Raw genomic sequence first — 17,453 nt, 5'->3', positions numbered from 1 at the left:
GATGACCCACCGCATTCTGATCCTCGGCGGAACCACCGAAGCCCGGCAACTGGCCGGAAAGCTGGCCGCGCGCGCGGATATTTCGGTCATGCTGTCGCTGGCCGGCCGCACCGAAAACCCGGCCGCGCAGGGGGTGCCGGTGCGGGTCGGCGGCTTCGGCGGTGCCGGCGGGCTGGCGGCATATCTCCGCCAGAACAAGATCGACCTGCTGATCGACGCCACGCATCCCTATGCGGCGCGAATCTCCGGCAATGCGGCGGAAGCGGCGCGCATGACCGGCGTGCCTATCGTTGCGCTCAGGCGTCCCGGATGGGAGGCGGTCGAAGGTGATCGCTGGATGTTGGTCGACACCGTTGCCAGCGCGGTGACGGCTTTGGGATCGGTGCCGCGCCGCGTGTTCCTGGCGCTCGGGCGACAGGAGGTCGCTGCCTTCAAGGCCGCCCCCCAGCATCATTATCTCATCCGCAGTGTCGACCCGGTCGAGCCCAGGCTCGCTGTGCCTGACGCGACCTATCTCTTGGCGCGCGGGCCGTTTCATGAGGTCGATGAGCGCGCGCTGCTCGGAAGCCGTGGCATCGAAGTCGTTGTTTCCAAAAATAGCGGCGGCGAGGCGACCTACGGCAAGATCGCGGCGGCGCGAGCGCTGGGGATCGAGGCGGTGATGATCCGCAGGCCGGCGCTGCCGGACGTCACGTCGGCTGAGACCGTCGAATCTCTTGCCGAGATGGTCGATCATTTTCTGGTCGGTCATGTTCTTGGGCCCGCTGCCGAACGCGGCGTGTAGACCAGCGCGGCCTTGTCACCCCGCTTGATGATCCTGGTTTCCGGCGAGCCGATGATGATGCAGGTCGACATGTCGGCCTTCGCGGCATCGGCGTCGGCCAGCAGAAAAACCTCGATGCGCTCGTCGGGACGGCCGGCGGCACGGCCGAAGATCACCGGCGTGGTGCCGGGCAGGATCGCAGCAAGGCATTCGAAGGCGCGGCCTAGCTGCCATGGGCGCGCCTTACTGATCGGGTTGTAGAGCGCGATTACGAAGCCGGCGCCGGCTGCCGCCAGCAGGCGTAGCTCGATCAGGTCCCACGGCTTCAGATTGTCGGACAGCGAGATGGCGCAGAAATCATGGCCGAGCGGCGCGCCGATGCGGGCGGCAACGGCGAGCATGGCGGTGATGCCAGGCACGATGGCGATGTCGACCGCGCGCCATTCGGGCGGGCCCGCCTCGATCGCCTCGCAGACAGCCGCGGCCATGGCGAAGACGCCGGGATCGCCGCCCGACACGACGGCGACATCGTGGCCTTCCACAGCCTTCAGCAGCGCGTCCCTGGCGCGCGCGAGTTCCTCGCGATTGTCGGAAGCGACGCGAATCTGGTCGGGGCGCAGATCGAGCCGGTCGAGATAGGGTTTATAGCCATAGAAGAATTTTGCCTCGGCAACGGCACGGCTTGCCTCCGGCGTCACCTGGTCGGCGTTGCCGGGCCCGAGGCCGATGACAGTGAGGCGGCCGCTCATGCTTCGGCTTTCAATGCGCTTGGCCGGCCCGACCAGCCGGCCACCAGCACGATGGCGAAATAAGGCGCCTGGTCATCCTTTTTGTCGGCAAGCCGCATCGAGACACCGCCCGGCATGGTGCCGCGCTCGACATAGATGGCCCGCGCCAGCTTGTCGGTTGCCTCCAGCGCGCGCCTGATCTTGGGCAGGTTGCGGCCGACCTTCATGATCACCGCAGCGTCGGTGTCGGCGAGGCGACGCGTCAGCTCGAATTCGCTCATGGTGCCCGGCAGCACCGTCAGCACGTCATCGCCCTGGACGATCGGCAGGCCGGTCGCCGACCAGCAGCCGGACATGGCGGTGACGCCGGGAATGACTTCGGTCGGAAAACGGTGCGCCAGCCGGACATGAAGATGCATGTAGGAGCCGTAGAAAAGCGGGTCGCCTTCCGAAAGCACAGCGACCATCCTGCCGGCGCTGAGGTGCGCGGCGACCTTTTCGGCCGATTGCTCGTAGAAATCGGTGATCTGCGAGCGGTAATCGCTGTGGTCCTTGTCGATCTCGGTCGTCACCGGATAGAGCAGCGGCAGTTCAATCAAATCGGGGCGAAAATGGGTTTCGACGATGGCCCGGGCGTTGCTGTTGTTGCCGCGCTTGGCGAAATGCGCGACGACATCGGCCTCAGCCAGCGCGCGCACTGCCTTCAGCGTCAAGAGTTCCGGGTCGCCGGGTCCGGTGCCGACGCCGACAAGCCTGCCTTTTGCAATCGCATTCATAGGCCCGGCCTCGCCAATGCATTGAGGGCGGCGGCGGTCATGGCGCTGCCGCCCAGCCGGCCGCGCACGATGGCGTAAGGCACGCCATAGGAATTTTCGGCCAGCGCATCTTTCGATTCAGCGGCGCCGACAAACCCGACCGGCATGCCGATGATCGCCGCCGGCTTCGGCGCGCCGTCGCGCAGTTTTTCCAGCAGATAGAAAAGGGCTGTCGGCGCATTGCCGATGGCGACGACCGAACCGGCCATGCGCTCGCCCCACAGGTCGATCGCGGCGGCCGAGCGGGTGTTGCCGATCTTTTTCGCGATGTCGGCGGTCCGCGGATCGCGCAGCGTGCAGATCACATCGTTGCCGGCCGGCAGCCGGGCGCGCGTGACGCCGTGCGAGACCATCTGCGCGTCGCAGAAGATCGGCGCGCCGGCGCCCAGGGCCGTGCGCGCGGCGGCGACGAAATCGCTCGAGAAAACGAAGTGCCTGCAAGCATCGACCTGGCCGCAGGCGTGGATCATGCGGATAGCGATTTCGGCCTCGGCTTCGGAAAAGCGCGACAGGTCGGCCTCGGCGCGGATAATGGCGAAGGAGCGCTCGTAGATCGCCGTGCCGTCATGGATGTAGTCGTAGGCGTTCTGGGCGGGCATGCTCATTCCTGTCGGTAGATTTCGGTGATGCCGGCCGCGCCGAGCCTTGCCAGGCAGGCGGCAGCGGTTTCGCCGGAATGTCGTGCGCTGCGGATCATCGCTGCAACGCGGCCGATGCCGTGCGCGGCGTCGTAGCCCGGCCTGTATCCGGCGGGCAATGCCTTTGCCGTCCCGTCCACGACAAGTCCGGCTCCGTTTTCGCCACCGACCAGGGTCAGCGCCGCCGGACCGGGATGGGCGCAACCCTTGGCGCAGCCGGAGATGTGCAGCGTCAGCGAGGAATCGAGGATATCGCGGTCTTCCACGGCGATGGTCTCGGCGATGTTGCGTGTCGCGATGCGGCCCGAGGCACAGGCGGAAGCACCCGGGCAGGCGGCGATCCTGGTGCGCGGATCGGCTGCGTCGGTGACGAAGCCGAGGGTTGCGGCGGTTTTCTGGAGTGAAAGACATGCGGCTGGGGAGAGGCCAAGCAAAAGCAGCGTGCGACCCGGCGCCAGACGGATTTCGGTGGTGCCGAGGATGAGGGCGTATTGGGTGAGATCGATAAGTTTTTGCGCTGGTATGCTGCCGAACGGCAGGCCGATGCCGAGGGAGGTACTGCCGGCTGCCAGATCGAAAACTCCGATGGGCCGGCGATCCTTCGCGCCCCCCTCTGTCCTGCCGGACATCTCCCCCTCTAGGGGGGAGATTGCGCCTTCGTCTCCGATTTCGCCAATCGCCGAAGGTGCTGGGGGGAAGCCGCCGGCGAAGCTGCCGATCTCCCCCCTTGTGGGGGAGATGTCCGGCAGGACAGAGGGGGGCGCGACGGATCGCCAACTTGCGAGAGATCTCAGCTGCCTCGCCGTCAAATCCCGCGCATGGGCATCGCGGCCCTTTTCGGCAACCATCCTGAGAATGGCGACGGCGATGTCACAAGCCGCATCTTCCTCGGACATCGCCAGCGGCGTGGCACCCTGCGCATCTCCGGCGAGCGATACCCGCCACTTAATTCCGTCGGCGGCCCGCACCCCGACCAGCCTGACATCGGCCGTAACCGCATCCATTGTCAGCTGCCCGCCGCCGTCGACGATCACCGAAACCTTCGGGCCAAGGCGTTGCGTAACACCGGCGTCCTCAATTGCCGCCCGAATCCGCTCCGCCATCGGGCGCGGGTCGGCTATCTCCTCCTGGTCGAGCCCAGCCAGCGGGCCGGTCTCGACCGGCACGCCGGTGCGCACCGCGATGCCGAGCGCATCGACCTCCATCGCCAGCAGCCGCGCGCTTGCCGGCGTCAGGCCGCGGATCTGCAGGCTGCCGCGGGCGGTCACTTCCATGATGCCGTTGCCATGGCGCAAGGCGGATTCGCAGAGTCCGATCAACGATTTCGGCAACAGTCCTCCAGCGACCGGATTGAGCCGCACCAGCAGCCCGTCGCCGGTCTGCATCGGCGCCGAGAAAGCGGGGCAGGCGCCACGGCGCGAGAAAGCGTTCATGCCGCCACTCCCAGAGCTTGCGCTTCGGCAATCAGTGCGGCGAGATCGTCATCGATCGAATTGCGCAGCGGATGCCAGAGCCCGCGCCGCCGTGCCGACAGCAAACGCTCGGCAATCACCTTCGCCGCCGCCGGGTTCTCGCGCAGGATGAAGGCGCGGACCACGGGGTCGCCAAGATAGGCGTCGTGCACCGCCTCGATCAGCGTGCCCGATATGGCATGGGTAGTCTCAGCAAAGCCGACAAGCCGGTCGACCGTCTCGGCGAATTCCGAGGCGCCGCGCGGGCCATGACGCATCTGGCCGGCGATGAAGCGCGGATTGACGGCGCGTGCCCGCACGACGCGCGACACGGCCTCACTGATCGAGCGCGGCTTCGGTCTTTGCGGGTCCGTGGTGTCGAGGACGATCACGTCGGCGTTTTTGCCGAGCGCGGCAACCGCTGCCGAAAAGCCGCCGATGAAGGCGACGTCGGCCGAGCCTTCGAGGATGTCGCGGCCGGGGTCGTCGCCGGTATGAACCAGAAGGTCGGCCTCGGCGAGGCGATCCTCGAACGCGCCGGGCGCCGAAATGCCTTTGCCCTCGGAGCCGCCATAGGCGTGCGAGGTGGCGGCGAGATAGGTGCGGCCGATCTCTTCGCGCGCGGCCCAGTCGCCGCTCGACAACAAGTCCTCGACGCCCGCGCCGTAAGTGCCCGGCGAGGTGCCGAAAATGCGCGGGCTGATCTTGCCGTCGATGCGGGTCCTAGCGGCGAGCGGGTTTTCCGAAGCGTCCTCGTCGCGGGTCGCCACCGCGTTGGCCGCGGCGTCGATCAGCGCGATCTGGGTCGGGAACATGTCGCGGAACAGGCCCGATATGCGCCAGGTGACATCGATGCGCGGACGGCCGAGTGTTGCCGGCGGCAGCACATCTATGCCGGTGATGCGGCCGGTGGCGGAATCCCATTGCGGCCGGCAGCCCATCAGCGCCAGGCCTTGCGCGATCTCCTCACCGCCGGTGCGCAGCGAGGCCGAGCCCCACAGGTCGATGACCAGCGAGCGCGGCCAGTCGCCATGCGATTGCATGTAGCTGCGGACCACTTCTTCCGCTGCCACCTTGCCCAGATCATAGGCGGTCGGCGTCGGCATGGTGCGCGGGTCGGCGGTGAACAGATTGCGGCCGGTCGGCAGCACATCGCGCCGACCCCGTGCCGGCGCACCGGCCGGACCGGCAGCGACGTGGCGGCCGTCGAGGGCGGCAAGCAGCGCGGTTTTTTCAGCTGCCGCACTTTGCCGCCGTACCGGATCAGCCTCGCCTTCCGGCGAGCGGCCGTAAATGTGCAGGCCGTCCTTGATGGCGAAATCCTTGAGATCGCAGAGCCAGGCGTCGATGCGGCGCAAAGCCTCGTCGGCTGCGTCGGTCCTGGCGACGCCTGCCTCTGAGGCGAGGCCGGTCTTTTCCGCCGTCTCGACGATCAGCTTCGCCAGGCGGTCGCGGCGGCGGCGGTCGAGCCCGTCGGCCTGAGCATATTCGTCAACCAGTCGTTCAAGCCTGTGCTGGTTTTCGTCCAGCCCGGCGCCGGTCAGCGGCGGCGGCAGATGGCCGAGCGTGACGGCGGCAATGCGCCGCTTGGCCTGCGCTGCCTCTCCCGGGTTGGAGACGATGAAGGGATAGATGACGGGCAGGGGACCGGTGACTATCTCGGGAAAGCAGTTTTCGCTGAGCGCCACGGTCTTGCCGGGCAGCCACTCCAGCGTGCCGTGGGCGCCGACATGGACAATTGCATGGATGCCGAGCGACTTGCGCAGCCAGAGGCCAAAGGCGACCAGCGCATGGCGCGGCGGCAGCGTCGGGTCGTGATAGTCGGCGCGGCGGTCGGCTGAGCGCCCGCGGTCAGGTGCGAGTGCCACGGTGACGTTGCCGAAGGTGGCTGCGCGGAAGGCGAATTTTGCGGCGGCAGGCGCTTGAACACCCCCCTCTGTCCTGCCGGACATCTCCCCCTCAAGGGGGGAGATTGGCAGCTTCGGCGCTCTGTCCACCCCTGCGACGTTGGAGATTGGCGAAAACAGAGATGACAGCGCAATCTCCCCCCTTGAGGGGGAGATGTCCGGCAGGACAGAGGGGGGTGCCTCGCACAAACTTGTCTCATCTGCCGCATTCCCCCATGCGGCCGTCACGGCAGCTATCGCTTCAGCAGGCAATTCCGCCGAGTACCCGAGATAGTCCTCAAACCCCAACCCTTCACCTCCACGCTCCAGCACCTCCAGCAACTCGCGCGGCGTTTGCGGAATCCTTTCAACGGCGTAGCCCTGTTCGCTCAGGTCGTGCAGCATTGCCAGCACGCTGGACGGCACATCGAGGCCGACGGCGTAGCCGGTGCGGCCGGGGGCGCTCGGATAGTCGGGGATCAAGATGGCGAGCTTGCGTTTCGCGCGCGGCGTCCGCTGCAGGCGGATGAAGGCTTCGACACGGTTCGCCACCTGCGCGACGCGATCCGGCTCCGGCCGGTTGGCGAAGGCGCGGAAGGCCAATGCGGGATCGGTCTCGCTTTCGCCCTTGAAGGAGATGGCACCGGCGAGAATGCAGCCGTCGAGCTCGGGCAGGACGACATGCATGGCGAGGTCGGCAGGCGCCAGGCCGCGCTGATTGTTTTGCCAGATGTCACGGCGTGTCGTGGCGACGATGACCTGGAAGACCGGCACCCCGGCACGGTCGAACAGGGTTTCGATGCCGGGTTCCGCGCCGGAGGCGAAGGCCGTGGCGGTGATGATGGCAGCTGGCTTCAGGGCTGAGAGCGCGGTCTCGACAAAGGCGAGCGATGCCGGGTCCTTGAGGCTGGAGACGAAGATTGGCACCGGCGCCATACCACGTTGCCTGAGCGCTGCAAAAAGCGCGTCGATCGGCGCGACATCTGCGGCCAGCAGCATCGAACGGTAGAAGAGGATGGGGATGATGGGCGCGGCGTCTCCCTCCCCCTTGAGGGGAGGGTGGCCCGCAGGGCCGGGTGGGGTCGTCACGGCAGTGCGCGACGTTTTGTGTAGGCGCGCTTCGGAGAGGACCCCACCCCCGGCCTGCGGCCGGACCCTCCCCTCGAGGGGGAGGGGGACGCCGCGTTCTACGACCCCCAGTCCCGGCTCGTAAAATCCCGCCTTTGGCACGCTAACAGGTTCGGCTACCGCCGCACCCGATCCAGCGAGACTTGCCAGCCTCTGCACCAGCGCCGTCATATTTGCCGGCCCGCCCTCGCGGAAATAGCCAAGCAGGGCGTCCAACTCCTCGCGCGGCAGCGTCGAGCCTTCGATCAGTCGCAAATCCTCGTCGTGGCTCTCGCCCGGTAGGAGCGCCAGCTTGATACCGCGATTTCGCGCGATAACGGCGAGCTGGTCGCAGCCATAGCGCCACCAGTCATAGCCGCCGAGGATGCGGACCAGAATGACCTTGGCGTGGCGGGCGACGCTGTCGATCCACAGGTCGACGGACATCGGATGGCGCAGGTCGCGCAAGGCGGCGAGCCGCATCGACGGCAGGCGGTGCGCATCTGCCTTCCACGCCGCCGCCAGCCCGGCCAGGTCGCTGTCGGTGAGGGACAGCGCCACGACATCCGCAGGCGTTTGCCTGAGATCGACAGGCTCGGCGAGATCGTCGAGCGAGGCGGATGTGGTGGTGAGGATGTGCATCGCGGCTCGTACCTGGGGTCAGCCGGCGAGGATACGCTCGATGGCCGGGCGGTTCAGCCCTTTCAGGCCGATGACGACCAGGCGCGAGCGGCGGTCGTCTTCAGCGGTCCAGGCGCGGTCGTAATAGTGGTTGACGCGCGGACCGACGGCCTGCAGCAGGAGCCGCATCGGCTTGCCGCCGACTTCGACGAAACCCTTGACGCGCAACACGTTTTCTTCCTCCGCCGCCATGGCGACCCGTTGTGCGAGCTCGTCCGGGTTGGACACAGACGCGATGTCGATGACGAACGAGTCAAAATCGTCATGTTCGTGGTCGAGCTCGGCGTCGTGGTGGGTCTTGCGGTTCTCGATGTCGTCCTCGACGGCGAGGCCGAGGCCGAGCAGCACCGACGGATCGACCTTGCCTTGCGAAGTCGGTACGATCTTCACCGCCCGCGCAACGTGCTTGCCGATGACGGCATTGGCACGGGCCGAGCCGGCTGCGTCCATCAGGTCGCTCTTCGACAGGATGATCAGGTCGGCGCAGGCGAGCTGGTCCTCGAACACTTCCTCGACCGGATCGTCGTGTTCGAGCGTCTCGTCCTGCGCGCGCTGCGCCTGCAGGGCGTCCATGTCGTTGGCGACGCGGCCATCAGCCAGCGCCGGTCCGTCGACCACGGCAATGACGCCGTCCACCGTCACGCGGCTTTTCACCGACGGCCACTGGAAGGCCTGGACCAGCGGCTTGGGCAAAGCGAGGCCGGATGTCTCGATCAGGATGTGGTCGACCCTCGGCGTCAGCGACAGGATCTGGTCCAGCGCCGGGACGAAATCATCGGCGACGGTGCAGCAGATGCAACCATTGGCCAGCTCGACGATGTTTTCCTCGGGGCAGGTGTCGATGGCGCAGCCCTTCAGGATCTCGCCGTCGATGCCGATGTCGCCGAACTCGTTGACGATGATGGCCAGGCGCTTGCCTTTGGCGTTTTCGAGCAAATAGCGGATCAACGTCGTCTTGCCGGCGCCGAGAAAGCCGGTGACCACGGTGCAGGGAATGCGCGAAAGGGAGGCAGCGGTCATGTCAGGTCCTTCAAAAGGTCAAGGGGAGGGATGCGGGCAACCAGGCCGCGCTTCAGGCAATCGGGACGGCCGCGCCATGGAATGAGCCCATCCGTCGAGGTGGCGAACAGCTTTGCCCCGGTCACGAGATCGGCGCCGCTGGTCGTGGTCAGATCACCGAAGACGTAACTCCAGCAGCCGTCGCGCAGCATGGCCGCGCTGAGCCGGCGCTTGCAATTGCCGAGGCATTCGACGGTGCGGATTTTGATGTTTTCGCTGGAAGCGGCGCGGCGCGTGTCCTCTGCGAGCAGTTCGCCGGCGCGCGGATGAGCGTCCGAACCGGTCTCGTCACGGCAGGACGAGCAGACGATGACGGTAACGCCGGCCGGGGAATCACCATGGCCGGACAATAAATCCGCTGTCTCAGCCGGAAAACTGCTGTCGCGTTCCAAATCAGGCTCCTTGCCCGGAAAACCCGCCAGGCGATCGGATTCTTATGTCCTAGACGGCAGGTCTCCTGGCTCGCGGGTCATCGCCTGGGTGCCGCCTTCCCGGGAATATCCCAGTGGTTTTCGGCCTTGGCTCGTCGCTTACAGTTGCGGGGACAGCCGCGGATTTGAAATCGAGATTTCGCACCGCATTCCCTCTTGGCCCCTGCCGTTGCGGGCAGGGGACCGTCTGGAACGGATTTAGGCTTGTGGAGGCAGTCGTGTCAACGCACGTCTATGACGCGGCGATATCCGCGAGCGGCCGGCCGAGGTCGCCGGCAGCGGTCACCTCGATGCGTTCCAGGCCGAGCCAGCCCTGCATCTGCTTCAATTCTTCGAAAAGCTCGGCTGCGGTTTGCAGCGAGGCGACGGGCTCCGCATAGGCGGCATGGACGCGCAGCACGCCGGCCGGGCGGTCGGCCCTGAGGTCGACGCGCCCGACGATGCTGTCGCCGAGCAGGAATGGCAGCACATAATAGCCATACCGGCGCTTTTCGGCCGGCGTGTAGATCTCGATGCGGTAGTGGAAGTCGAACAACCGCTCGGTGCGCGACCGCTCGAAGACGACGGGATCGAACGGCGCGAGCAAGGCGCGCGCCTCGATCTTGCGCGGCAAACGGGCGTCCTTGTGGAGATAGGCTGTTTTGCTCCAGCCTTCGACGCTCACCGGCAACAGGTCGCCGGCCTCGACCAACTCCTCGATGCGGCCCTTGATGTCGGCGGGCGAGAGCCGGAAATAGTCGCGCAGGTCTCCTGCCGTGGCGATGCCGTGGGCGCGGGCCGAGATGCGCAGCAATTCGCGGTGAGCATCCTCGGGACAGGGAACCGGTAGCGCGAGTACCGCCGGCGGCAGCACGCGCTCCGGCAGATCGTAGAACCGCTCGAAGCCGCGGCGATGCGCCGTGGTGATGCGGCCGGCCCAGAACAGCCACTCGAAGGCATGCTTGGCATGGCTCCAGCCCCACCAGCCGCCCGAACCCTTCTGGCCTTCGAAAGCCGACGCCGCGATCGGGCCTCGTTCGGCGACCTCGCGATAGATGTCTTCGATATAGGCGGCGTGCTCGCGGCCCCATTTGGCCAGTCCGCTGTACATTTCGTCGCCGCGTTCGGCCCGCTGCATGCGCCAGCGCATCAGCGGATAGGTCTCGACCGGCAAGAACGAGGCTTCATGCGCCCAATACTCGAAGACCATGCGCTTGCGCGTGACGGCGGCGTTGTCGAGCAACGCCAGCTTGTAAGGGCCAAGCCGCGAATAAAGCGGCATATAGTGGGCGCGCACCACGGCGCTGACGGAATCGATCTGCAGCAGGCCGGTACGGGCAAGCACGCGGGCCAGATGCCGGCGGTCAGGCGTGCCGGTGGGGCGCGGGTCATTGAATCCCTGTGCCGCCAGCGCAATGCGGCGGGCCATGGCAAGCGAGATTTTTTCCTTCATGAAGGCGGCATCCGGACGATTTTGGACAGAGAAAATGACCTGCGATTCCGTGCCATGCTAGCAGGGTTTTGGCGGCATCCATGTCAGGAGAGAAAAGTGGAGTAAAAAGTGAAGGAAATCAAACAGGAGCGGATCGGACCAGTTTTCCCGGATATGCCGTCCAGCACCGCGATTTGAACAAGGTTTGACTTGCTTCGCCGAAAGCGCTGCGCTAACCCTCGCCGCGTTGCAGCATAGAGCCCCCTTAAAACGGTTCAGTGGTTAAACTGTCACGCTTCCGCAAGTGGGTCCGGTGCTGTAATCAGAGTGGATTGGCCGCAACGGAAAGCTGCAGAATGAACGCATTGTTGAGTTCGTACCTGCCCATCGTCCTGTTCATCGGCGTGGCGCTGGTCGTCGGACTGGCGCTGCTCGCCGCACCCTTCCTGGTGGCCTATCGCAACCCCGATCCGGAAAAGCTTTCGGCCTATGAGTGCGGCTTCAACTCGTTCGACGATGCCCGCATGAAATTCGACATCCGCTTCTACCTGGTGTCGATCCTGTTCATCATCTTCGATCTGGAGGTGGCCTTCCTGTTTCCGTGGGCGGTGTCGTTCAGCCAGATCGGCATGCTCGGTTTCTGGTCGATGATGGTGTTTTTGGCGGTGCTGACCATCGGCTTTGCCTATGAATGGAAAAAAGGAGCGCTGGAATGGGATTGAACGACAGTTCCGGCACGCTCGTCGCGCCGAAGCCCAAGGGCCTCATCGACCCCAACACCGGCAGGCCGGTGGGGGAGGATGATCCGTTCTTCCTGGAGATCAACAACGAGCTCGCCGACAAGGGCTTTCTCGTCACCTCGACCGAGGCGCTGATCACCTGGGCGCGCAGTGGCTCGCTGATGTTCATGACGTTTGGCCTCGCCTGCTGCGCCGTCGAGATGATCCATACGTCGATGCCGCGCTATGACTCGGAGAGGTTCGGTGTCGCGCCGCGCGCGTCCCCGCGCCAGTCCGACATCATGATCGTCGCCGGCACGCTGACCAACAAGATGGCGCCGGCGCTGCGCAAGGTCTATGATCAGATGCCGGAGCCGCGCTACGTCATCTCGATGGGCTCCTGCGCCAATGGCGGCGGCTATTATCATTATTCCTATTCGGTGGTGCGCGGCTGCGACCGCATCGTGCCGGTCGACATCTACGTGCCCGGCTGCCCGCCGAGCGCTGAAGCGCTGCTTTACGGCATCCTTCTGCTGCAGAAGAAGATCCGCCGCACCGGCACGATCGAGCGGTAAATCGCCATGGATGAAGATCGGATTATTCATGGCAACCCTGAACCTTGGCTGGATTTGATGTTCAGAACGTCTGAACAGCGATTTGTAAAAACGGACTCCGGTTCGACGTTTTATTCTTCTGCGCTCTCAACAGACACGAAATTTGGTGCTGCTGGTGTCGGTATCGACATCCGATTGAATGATTGGGAAGCCGAGCCGACAAGCGACCCACGAATTATCTTTTATCATGGCGACGTAAGACTGCGTTCGCTTGGCGATCGAACCAAGAATCTGATTGGTGAAATGTCGGCCAAGCTTTCCTCTGCCGCGTCGGGCCAGGGAGCAACTACCGAAAAGCTGTTTGTGGAATGCGTTGCTCTAAATGGCGACCCTGCGCATCTGGAAACCCGGCAGTTTGTCGGAAAGCTGTTTTTTGGCGAGCCGGGTGACGATGATGAATGCCAGGTTTTTTTGACTATTGACGCCGCCAGGGAGAGCGGCTGGTTTGGTGAAAAAGATCCAGAAGACTCGCGCAAGGTTCTGGGCTGGTTGGCGAGGTTGTCATGACCCAGGCGTTGAATGACCTCTCGACCTATCTCGGCGAGAAGCTGATCGGCCGGATCGGCGAGGCGGTGTTCGCCTATGGCGAACTCACCATCTCGGTCGAGCCGCGCGACCTGATCGAGGTGGTGACCTTCCTGCGCGACGACCCGAAATGCCAGTTCATTTCGATCATCGACGTCTGCGGCGCCGATTATCCATCGCGGGCGAAGCGCTTCGACGTCGTCTATCATTTGCTGTCGCCGAGACAGAATATCCGCATCCGAATCAAGGTCCAGGCCGACGAAGAGACGCTGGTGCCGTCAATCACCGGGATTTATCCCGGCGCCGACTGGTTCGAGCGCGAGACCTATGATCTCTATGGCGTGCTGTTTTCAGGCCATCCCGATCTGCGGCGGATTCTGACCGATTACGGCTTTGAAGGCCATCCGCTGCGCAAGGACTTTCCGCTGACCGGCTTCGTCGAGGTGCGTTACGACGACGAAGCCAAGCGCGTCATCTACGAGCCAGTGGAGCTCAAGCAGGAATTCCGCAATTTCGATTTTCTGTCTCCGTGGGAAGGTACGGATTACGTGCTTCCGGGGGATGAAAAGGCAAAGCAGTAAATGGCTGAAACCTCCGTTCGCAACTTCAACATCAATTTTGGCCCGCAACATCCAGCGGCGCACGGCGTTTTGCGCCTGGTGCTGGAGCTTGACGGCGAAGTCGTCGATCGCGTTGACCCGCATATCGGGCTGTTGCACCGCGGCACGGAAAAGCTGATCGAGGCCAAGACTTATCTGCAGGCCGTGCCCTATCTCGACCGGCTCGATTATTGCGCGCCGATGAACCAGGAGCATGCCTTTGCGCTTGCCGCCGAGCGTCTGCTCGGCATCGAGGTGCCAAAGCGCGGCCAGTTGATCCGAGTGCTCTATTCGGAAATCGGCCGCATCATGTCGCACATCCTCAATGTGACGACGCAGGCGATGGATGTCGGCGCGCTGACGCCGCCGCTGTGGGGCTTCGTCGAGCGCGAAAAGCTGATGGTGTTCTACGAGCGCGCCTCGGGTTCGCGCATGCACGCGGCCTATTTCCGCCCCGGCGGCGTGCATCAGGATCTGCCGCAGAAGCTGATCGAGGACATCGGCAAGTGGATCGACCCATTCCTGAAATCGGTCGACGACCTCGACTCACTCTTGACCGGCAACCGCATCTTCAAGCAGCGCAATGTCGACATCGCGACGGTGTCTCTGGCCGACGCCTGGGCCTGGGGTTTTTCCGGCGTCATGGTGCGCGGCTCGGGCGCGCCGTGGGACCTGCGCAAATCGCAGCCCTACGAATGCTATGCCGAGATGGATTTCGACATTCCGATCGGCAAGAACGGTGACTGTTTCGACCGCTATCTGGTGCGCATGGAAGAGATGCGGCAGTCGGCGAAAATCATGCGCCAGTGCGTCGATCTGTTGCTCGGTAAGGAGGGCAGCGGGCCGGTGTCCAACCTTGACGGCAAGGTGGTGCCGCCGAAGCGCGCGGCGATGAAGCGCTCGATGGAAGCGCTGATCCATCATTTCAAGCTCTACACCGAAGGCTACCGCGTGCCGGCCGGCGAGGTCTATGCGGCCGTCGAGGCGCCGAAAGGCGAGTTCGGCGTCTATCTCGTCTCCGACGGCACCAACAAGCCCTATCGCTGCAAGCTGCGCGCGCCCGGCTTCGCGCATCTCCAGGCCATGGACTTTTTGTGTCGCGGCCACATGTTGGCCGACGTCACCGCCGTGTTGGGTTCACTCGACATCGTGTTTGGTGAGGTCGATCGGTGATGATGGGAATGGCTCGACCGTCAAAGGCGTTTCTGGCCGCGGCATGCCTTGCGGCTTCCGCTGAAGTGTCGCTTGCTGGGTCCGGTGAGGGTCTCTCGTCGACCGATCTTCTCAAAGAGGGGTTCAAGCTTATTGCAGAAGGCGATCTGCTTACAGTCCGTGGCTTGAGCACCCAGACCCCAGCAATGGATGAGGGCATTCTTGTCCATGGCCGGCCGTCGACATCGTCCAACTGCGCGGTTCATGACAACCTCGTAGCGTCATTGATCCCCGAAGAATATCGTTGCAAGCCAATAGCTTGGGTGTATAGCCGCTATGACGGATACATCCGCCTGAAGCGTGGAAATGAAGAGTTCGTATGCGTTTTGGGGCGATCCGAGGATTGCTATCGCGCCTACAACTCTAACCAGTAGAAACATAGAAGCGAAATCGTAATGTCAGTCCGCCGTCTCGCAGAAGCCAGCCTCCAGCCAGCCTCCTTCGCCTTCAACCGGGCGAATGCGGCGGCGGCGAAGCAGTGGATCAAGAAATATCCGAAGGGGCGCGAGCAGTCCGCCATCATTCCCTTGCTGATGCTGGCGCAGGAACAGGAAGGCTGGGTGACCAAGGCGGCGATCGAGACGATCTCCGACATGCTCGACATGCCCTATATCCGTGGGCTGGAAGTCGCCACCTTCTATACGCAATACCAGCTCAATCCGGTCGGCACCCGCGCTCATATCCAGGTCTGCGGCACCACGCCCTGCATGCTGCGCGGCTCGGAAGCGCTGATGGATGTGTGCCGCTCGAAAATCCATCACGACCAATTCCACACCAACGACAAGGGCACGCTGTCGTGGGAAGAGGTCGAATGCCTCGGCGCCTGCGTCAACGCACCGATGGTGATGATATTCAAGGACACCTATGAGGATTTGACGCCGGAGCGGCTTGCCGAGATCATCGACCTCTATGACGCCGGCAAAGGTGCTTCGGTGACGCCAGGACCGCAAAACGGCCGCATCACCTCTGAGCCGGCCAGTGGCCTGACGACCCTCAAGAGCGAAAAGGCGATCCTCAAGGCGACCCGCGACCGGGAAACCAGGGCGGCGACCAAGGCCACCAAGGATGCAGAGCCGGCGGCTGCCGTCGCAGCATCAGTTCCGCCAACTGCTCCTGCCGCGCCGGCGCCGGTTGCGCCCTCGAATGCCAGCAAGCCGAAGACCGACGCGGTCGAGACCAACCCGGCGCTGAAATCGCCGTCGGCGACGAAAGTCGCGCCCGCGGCGGAAAGGGCGGCGAGCGTCGCAGCGCCTCTGCATTCGGCCGCCAATGCCAACAAGGCCGAACCGCAGGTCGAGGACGTCTCGAAACAGCGCAGAGGCCCCAAGAACAAGGCCGAGCCGGCGTCTGCTTTCAAAGCGCCGGAGGCCAAGGTTAAACCGGCGAAGGCTGCCGCCAAGGCGACCAAACCGTCGCTCGGAAACAAGAGCCGGCCGACCGGCAAGAAGCCGGTCTGAGGAACGAGCAATGCTTCAGGACAGAGACCGCATCTTCAACAACATCTACGGCCGCTTCGACAAGTCGCTGGCCGGTGCCATGGCGCGCGGCGCCTGGGACAACACGCCCGGCATCGTTGCCAAGGGGCGCGAGTGGATCGTCAACGAGATGAAGGCATCGGGCCTGCGCGGCCGCGGCGGTGCCGGTTTCCCGACCGGGCTGAAATGGTCGTTCATGCCCAAACAAAGCGACGGCCGGCCGAGCTATCTCGTCGTCAATGCCGACGAGTCCGAGCCCGGTACCTGCAAGGACCGCGACATACTGCGCCACGACCCGCACACGCTGGTCGAAGGCTGCCTGCTTGCCGGCTTCGCCATGGGCGCGGTCGCAGCCTACATCTATGTGCGCGGCGAGTTCATCCGCGAGCGCGAGGCGCTGCAGCGCGCCATCGACGAGGCCTATGCGGCCAAGCTGATCGGCAAGAACAACACATCCGGCTACGATTTCGACATCTACATGCATCACGGCGCCGGCGCCTATATCTGCGGCGAGGAGACGGCGCTGCTCGAAAGCCTCGAGGGCAAAAAGGGCCAGCCGCGGCTGAAGCCGCCATTTCCGGCAAATGTCGGCCTCTATGGCTGCCCGACGACAGTCAACAATGTCGAGTCCATCGCTGTCGCGCCGACCATCCTGCGCCGCGGTGCCGCCTGGTTCTCGTCCTTCGGCCGGCCCAACAATGTCGGCACGAAACTGTTCTGCATCTCCGGCCACGTCAACAATCCGTGCACCGTCGAAGAGGCGATGTCGATCCCGTTCCGCGAGCTGATCGAGACACATTGCGGCGGCATCCGCGGCGGCTGGGACAATCTGCTGGCGGTCATTCCGGGCGGCGCCTCGGTGCCGCTGGTGCCGGCCGAGCAAATCATCGACGCGCCGATGGATTTCGACGCGCTGCGCGATCTGAAATCGGGCCTCGGCACGGCGGCTGTCATCGTCATGGACAAATCGACCGATATCGTGAAAGCGATCGCGCGGCTTTCCTACTTCTACAAGCACGAAAGCTGCGGTCAGTGCACGCCCTGCCGTGAAGGCACCGGCTGGATGTGGCGGGTGATGGAGCGGCTGGTGCGCGGCGAAGCGCAGAAGCGCGAGATCGACATGCTGCTCGACGTGACGAAGCAGGTCGAGGGCCACACGATCTGCGCACTGGGCGACGCGGCGGCGTGGCCGATCCAGGGCCTGATGCGGCATTTCCGCGGCGAGGTGGAGCGGCGCATCGACGAGTTTTCGCGCAACGCGCACCGTGCCGAACCGGTGCTGGCGGCGGCGGAATAGAAGTATTCAAAATGCGGACGAATGTCCGACACGAGGAAACGA

16 protein-coding genes and 1 riboswitch are annotated in these 17,453 nt (G+C 64.4%); of the genes, 8 read left to right on the top strand and 8 right to left on the bottom strand.

Annotated elements, in window-relative coordinates:
* The first annotated feature begins 1 nt into the window (after position 1).
* A complete protein-coding gene (locus NKI25_RS00180; protein WP_352589669.1) occupies positions 2-784 on the top strand; it encodes a cobalt-precorrin-6A reductase in 783 nt (260 codons plus the stop codon).
* Here the strand turns inward: NKI25_RS00180 and NKI25_RS00175 are convergent.
* The 8 genes from NKI25_RS00175 to NKI25_RS00140 all read right to left on the bottom strand — a co-directional run bounded on the left by NKI25_RS00175 (position 748) and on the right by NKI25_RS00140 (position 10,991).
* Complete coding sequence (locus tag NKI25_RS00175) at positions 748-1,512, bottom strand: precorrin-3B C(17)-methyltransferase (RefSeq protein WP_352589672.1); 765 nt, start codon at positions 1,510-1,512, stop codon at positions 748-750. The genes NKI25_RS00180 and NKI25_RS00175 overlap by 37 nt on opposite strands.
* Positions 1,509-2,267: a precorrin-2 C(20)-methyltransferase gene (locus NKI25_RS00170; protein WP_352589675.1), complete on the bottom strand. Its 759-nt coding sequence runs from the start codon at positions 2,265-2,267 to the stop codon at positions 1,509-1,511. Before NKI25_RS00170 ends, NKI25_RS00175 begins: the two co-directional genes overlap by 4 nt.
* Positions 2,264-2,911, bottom strand: a complete 648-nt coding sequence (locus tag NKI25_RS00165) for a precorrin-8X methylmutase (protein WP_502896971.1) — start codon at positions 2,909-2,911, stop codon at positions 2,264-2,266. Before NKI25_RS00165 ends, NKI25_RS00170 begins: the two co-directional genes overlap by 4 nt.
* Complete coding sequence (gene cobG / locus NKI25_RS00160; RefSeq protein ID WP_352997710.1) at positions 2,908-4,377, bottom strand: precorrin-3B synthase; 1,470 nt, start codon at positions 4,375-4,377, stop codon at positions 2,908-2,910. The genes NKI25_RS00165 and cobG overlap by 4 nt, the downstream gene beginning before the upstream one ends.
* Positions 4,374-8,030, bottom strand: a complete 3,657-nt coding sequence (locus NKI25_RS00155; RefSeq protein ID WP_352997708.1) for a cobaltochelatase subunit CobN — start codon at positions 8,028-8,030, stop codon at positions 4,374-4,376. Before NKI25_RS00155 ends, cobG begins: the two co-directional genes overlap by 4 nt.
* 18 nt (positions 8,031-8,048) lie before the next feature.
* On the bottom strand, positions 8,049-9,089 hold the full coding sequence (gene cobW, locus NKI25_RS00150; protein ID WP_352997706.1) for a cobalamin biosynthesis protein CobW: 1,041 nt from the start codon (positions 9,087-9,089) through the stop codon (positions 8,049-8,051).
* The gene (locus NKI25_RS00145; RefSeq protein WP_352458247.1) at positions 9,086-9,520 is read right to left on the bottom strand and encodes a DUF1636 family protein; all 435 of its coding nucleotides are present in this window, start codon (positions 9,518-9,520) and stop codon (positions 9,086-9,088) included. Before NKI25_RS00145 ends, cobW begins: the two co-directional genes overlap by 4 nt.
* Positions 9,521-9,558: 38 nt before the next feature.
* Positions 9,559-9,762, bottom strand: a riboswitch (cobalamin riboswitch).
* A gap of 29 nt (positions 9,763-9,791) precedes the next feature.
* Positions 9,792-10,991 (bottom strand): winged helix-turn-helix domain-containing protein, encoded by a 1,200-nt coding sequence (locus NKI25_RS00140; RefSeq protein ID WP_352997704.1) that lies wholly within the window; start codon positions 10,989-10,991, stop codon positions 9,792-9,794.
* Between the two features lie 335 nt (positions 10,992-11,326).
* On the opposite strand from NKI25_RS00140, the gene NKI25_RS00135 reads away from it, so the two are divergent.
* From NKI25_RS00135 to nuoF, 7 genes are all read left to right on the top strand, one after another.
* A complete protein-coding gene (locus tag NKI25_RS00135; protein WP_023798850.1) occupies positions 11,327-11,692 on the top strand; it encodes an NADH-quinone oxidoreductase subunit A in 366 nt (121 codons plus the stop codon).
* Positions 11,683-12,264, top strand: a complete 582-nt coding sequence (locus NKI25_RS00130; RefSeq protein ID WP_023720749.1) for a NuoB/complex I 20 kDa subunit family protein — start codon at positions 11,683-11,685, stop codon at positions 12,262-12,264. Before NKI25_RS00135 ends, NKI25_RS00130 begins: the two co-directional genes overlap by 10 nt.
* A gap of 6 nt (positions 12,265-12,270) precedes the next feature.
* Complete coding sequence (locus tag NKI25_RS00125) at positions 12,271-12,810, top strand: hypothetical protein (RefSeq protein WP_352997702.1); 540 nt, start codon at positions 12,271-12,273, stop codon at positions 12,808-12,810.
* Positions 12,807-13,409, top strand: coding sequence for an NADH-quinone oxidoreductase subunit C (locus NKI25_RS00120; protein ID WP_352617419.1), 603 nt, complete (start codon positions 12,807-12,809; stop codon positions 13,407-13,409). The genes NKI25_RS00125 and NKI25_RS00120 overlap by 4 nt, the downstream gene beginning before the upstream one ends.
* Positions 13,410-14,600 carry an NADH-quinone oxidoreductase subunit D gene (locus tag NKI25_RS00115; protein ID WP_352450015.1) on the top strand — a complete coding sequence of 397 codons (1,191 nt, stop codon included), beginning with the start codon at positions 13,410-13,412 and terminating at the stop codon, positions 14,598-14,600.
* Between the two features lie 434 nt (positions 14,601-15,034).
* Positions 15,035-16,096 (top strand): NADH-quinone oxidoreductase subunit NuoE, encoded by a 1,062-nt coding sequence (gene nuoE, locus NKI25_RS00110; protein ID WP_352997700.1) that lies wholly within the window; start codon positions 15,035-15,037, stop codon positions 16,094-16,096.
* Positions 16,097-16,106: 10 nt separating this feature from the next.
* Complete coding sequence (gene nuoF / locus NKI25_RS00105; RefSeq protein ID WP_023676626.1) at positions 16,107-17,411, top strand: NADH-quinone oxidoreductase subunit NuoF; 1,305 nt, start codon at positions 16,107-16,109, stop codon at positions 17,409-17,411.
* The last annotated feature ends 42 nt before the right edge of the window (positions 17,412-17,453 follow it).

This window comes from Mesorhizobium sp. M0808, from assembly GCF_040320025.1.
Classification (GTDB): Bacteria; Pseudomonadota; Alphaproteobacteria; order Rhizobiales; family Rhizobiaceae; genus Mesorhizobium.
This window is presented reverse-complemented; position numbering and strand designations above follow the sequence as displayed.

Bases quoted from the DNA above. Each gene is read 5' to 3' on its own strand.
- NKI25_RS00180 (WP_352589669.1), top strand. From the start codon at position 2: ATGACCCACCGCATTCTGATCCTCGGCGGAACCACCGAAGCCCGGCAA.
- NKI25_RS00175 (WP_352589672.1), bottom strand. From the start codon at position 1,512: ATGAGCGGCCGCCTCACTGTCATCGGCCTCGGGCCCGGCAACGCCGAC.
- NKI25_RS00170 (WP_352589675.1), bottom strand. From the start codon at position 2,267: ATGAATGCGATTGCAAAAGGCAGGCTTGTCGGCGTCGGCACCGGACCC.
- NKI25_RS00165 (WP_502896971.1), bottom strand. From the start codon at position 2,911: ATGAGCATGCCCGCCCAGAACGCCTACGACTACATCCATGACGGCACG.
- cobG (WP_352997710.1), bottom strand. From the start codon at position 4,377: ATGAACGCTTTCTCGCGCCGTGGCGCCTGCCCCGCTTTCTCGGCGCCG.
- NKI25_RS00155 (WP_352997708.1), bottom strand. From the start codon at position 8,030: ATGCACATCCTCACCACCACATCCGCCTCGCTCGACGATCTCGCCGAG.
- cobW (WP_352997706.1), bottom strand. From the start codon at position 9,089: ATGACCGCTGCCTCCCTTTCGCGCATTCCCTGCACCGTGGTCACCGGC.
- NKI25_RS00140 (WP_352997704.1), bottom strand. From the start codon at position 10,991: ATGAAGGAAAAAATCTCGCTTGCCATGGCCCGCCGCATTGCGCTGGCG.
- NKI25_RS00135 (WP_023798850.1), top strand. From the start codon at position 11,327: ATGAACGCATTGTTGAGTTCGTACCTGCCCATCGTCCTGTTCATCGGC.
- NKI25_RS00130 (WP_023720749.1), top strand. From the start codon at position 11,683: ATGGGATTGAACGACAGTTCCGGCACGCTCGTCGCGCCGAAGCCCAAG.
- NKI25_RS00125 (WP_352997702.1), top strand. From the start codon at position 12,271: ATGGATGAAGATCGGATTATTCATGGCAACCCTGAACCTTGGCTGGAT.
- NKI25_RS00120 (WP_352617419.1), top strand. From the start codon at position 12,807: ATGACCCAGGCGTTGAATGACCTCTCGACCTATCTCGGCGAGAAGCTG.
- NKI25_RS00115 (WP_352450015.1), top strand. From the start codon at position 13,410: ATGGCTGAAACCTCCGTTCGCAACTTCAACATCAATTTTGGCCCGCAA.
- nuoE (WP_352997700.1), top strand. From the start codon at position 15,035: ATGTCAGTCCGCCGTCTCGCAGAAGCCAGCCTCCAGCCAGCCTCCTTC.
- nuoF (WP_023676626.1), top strand. From the start codon at position 16,107: ATGCTTCAGGACAGAGACCGCATCTTCAACAACATCTACGGCCGCTTC.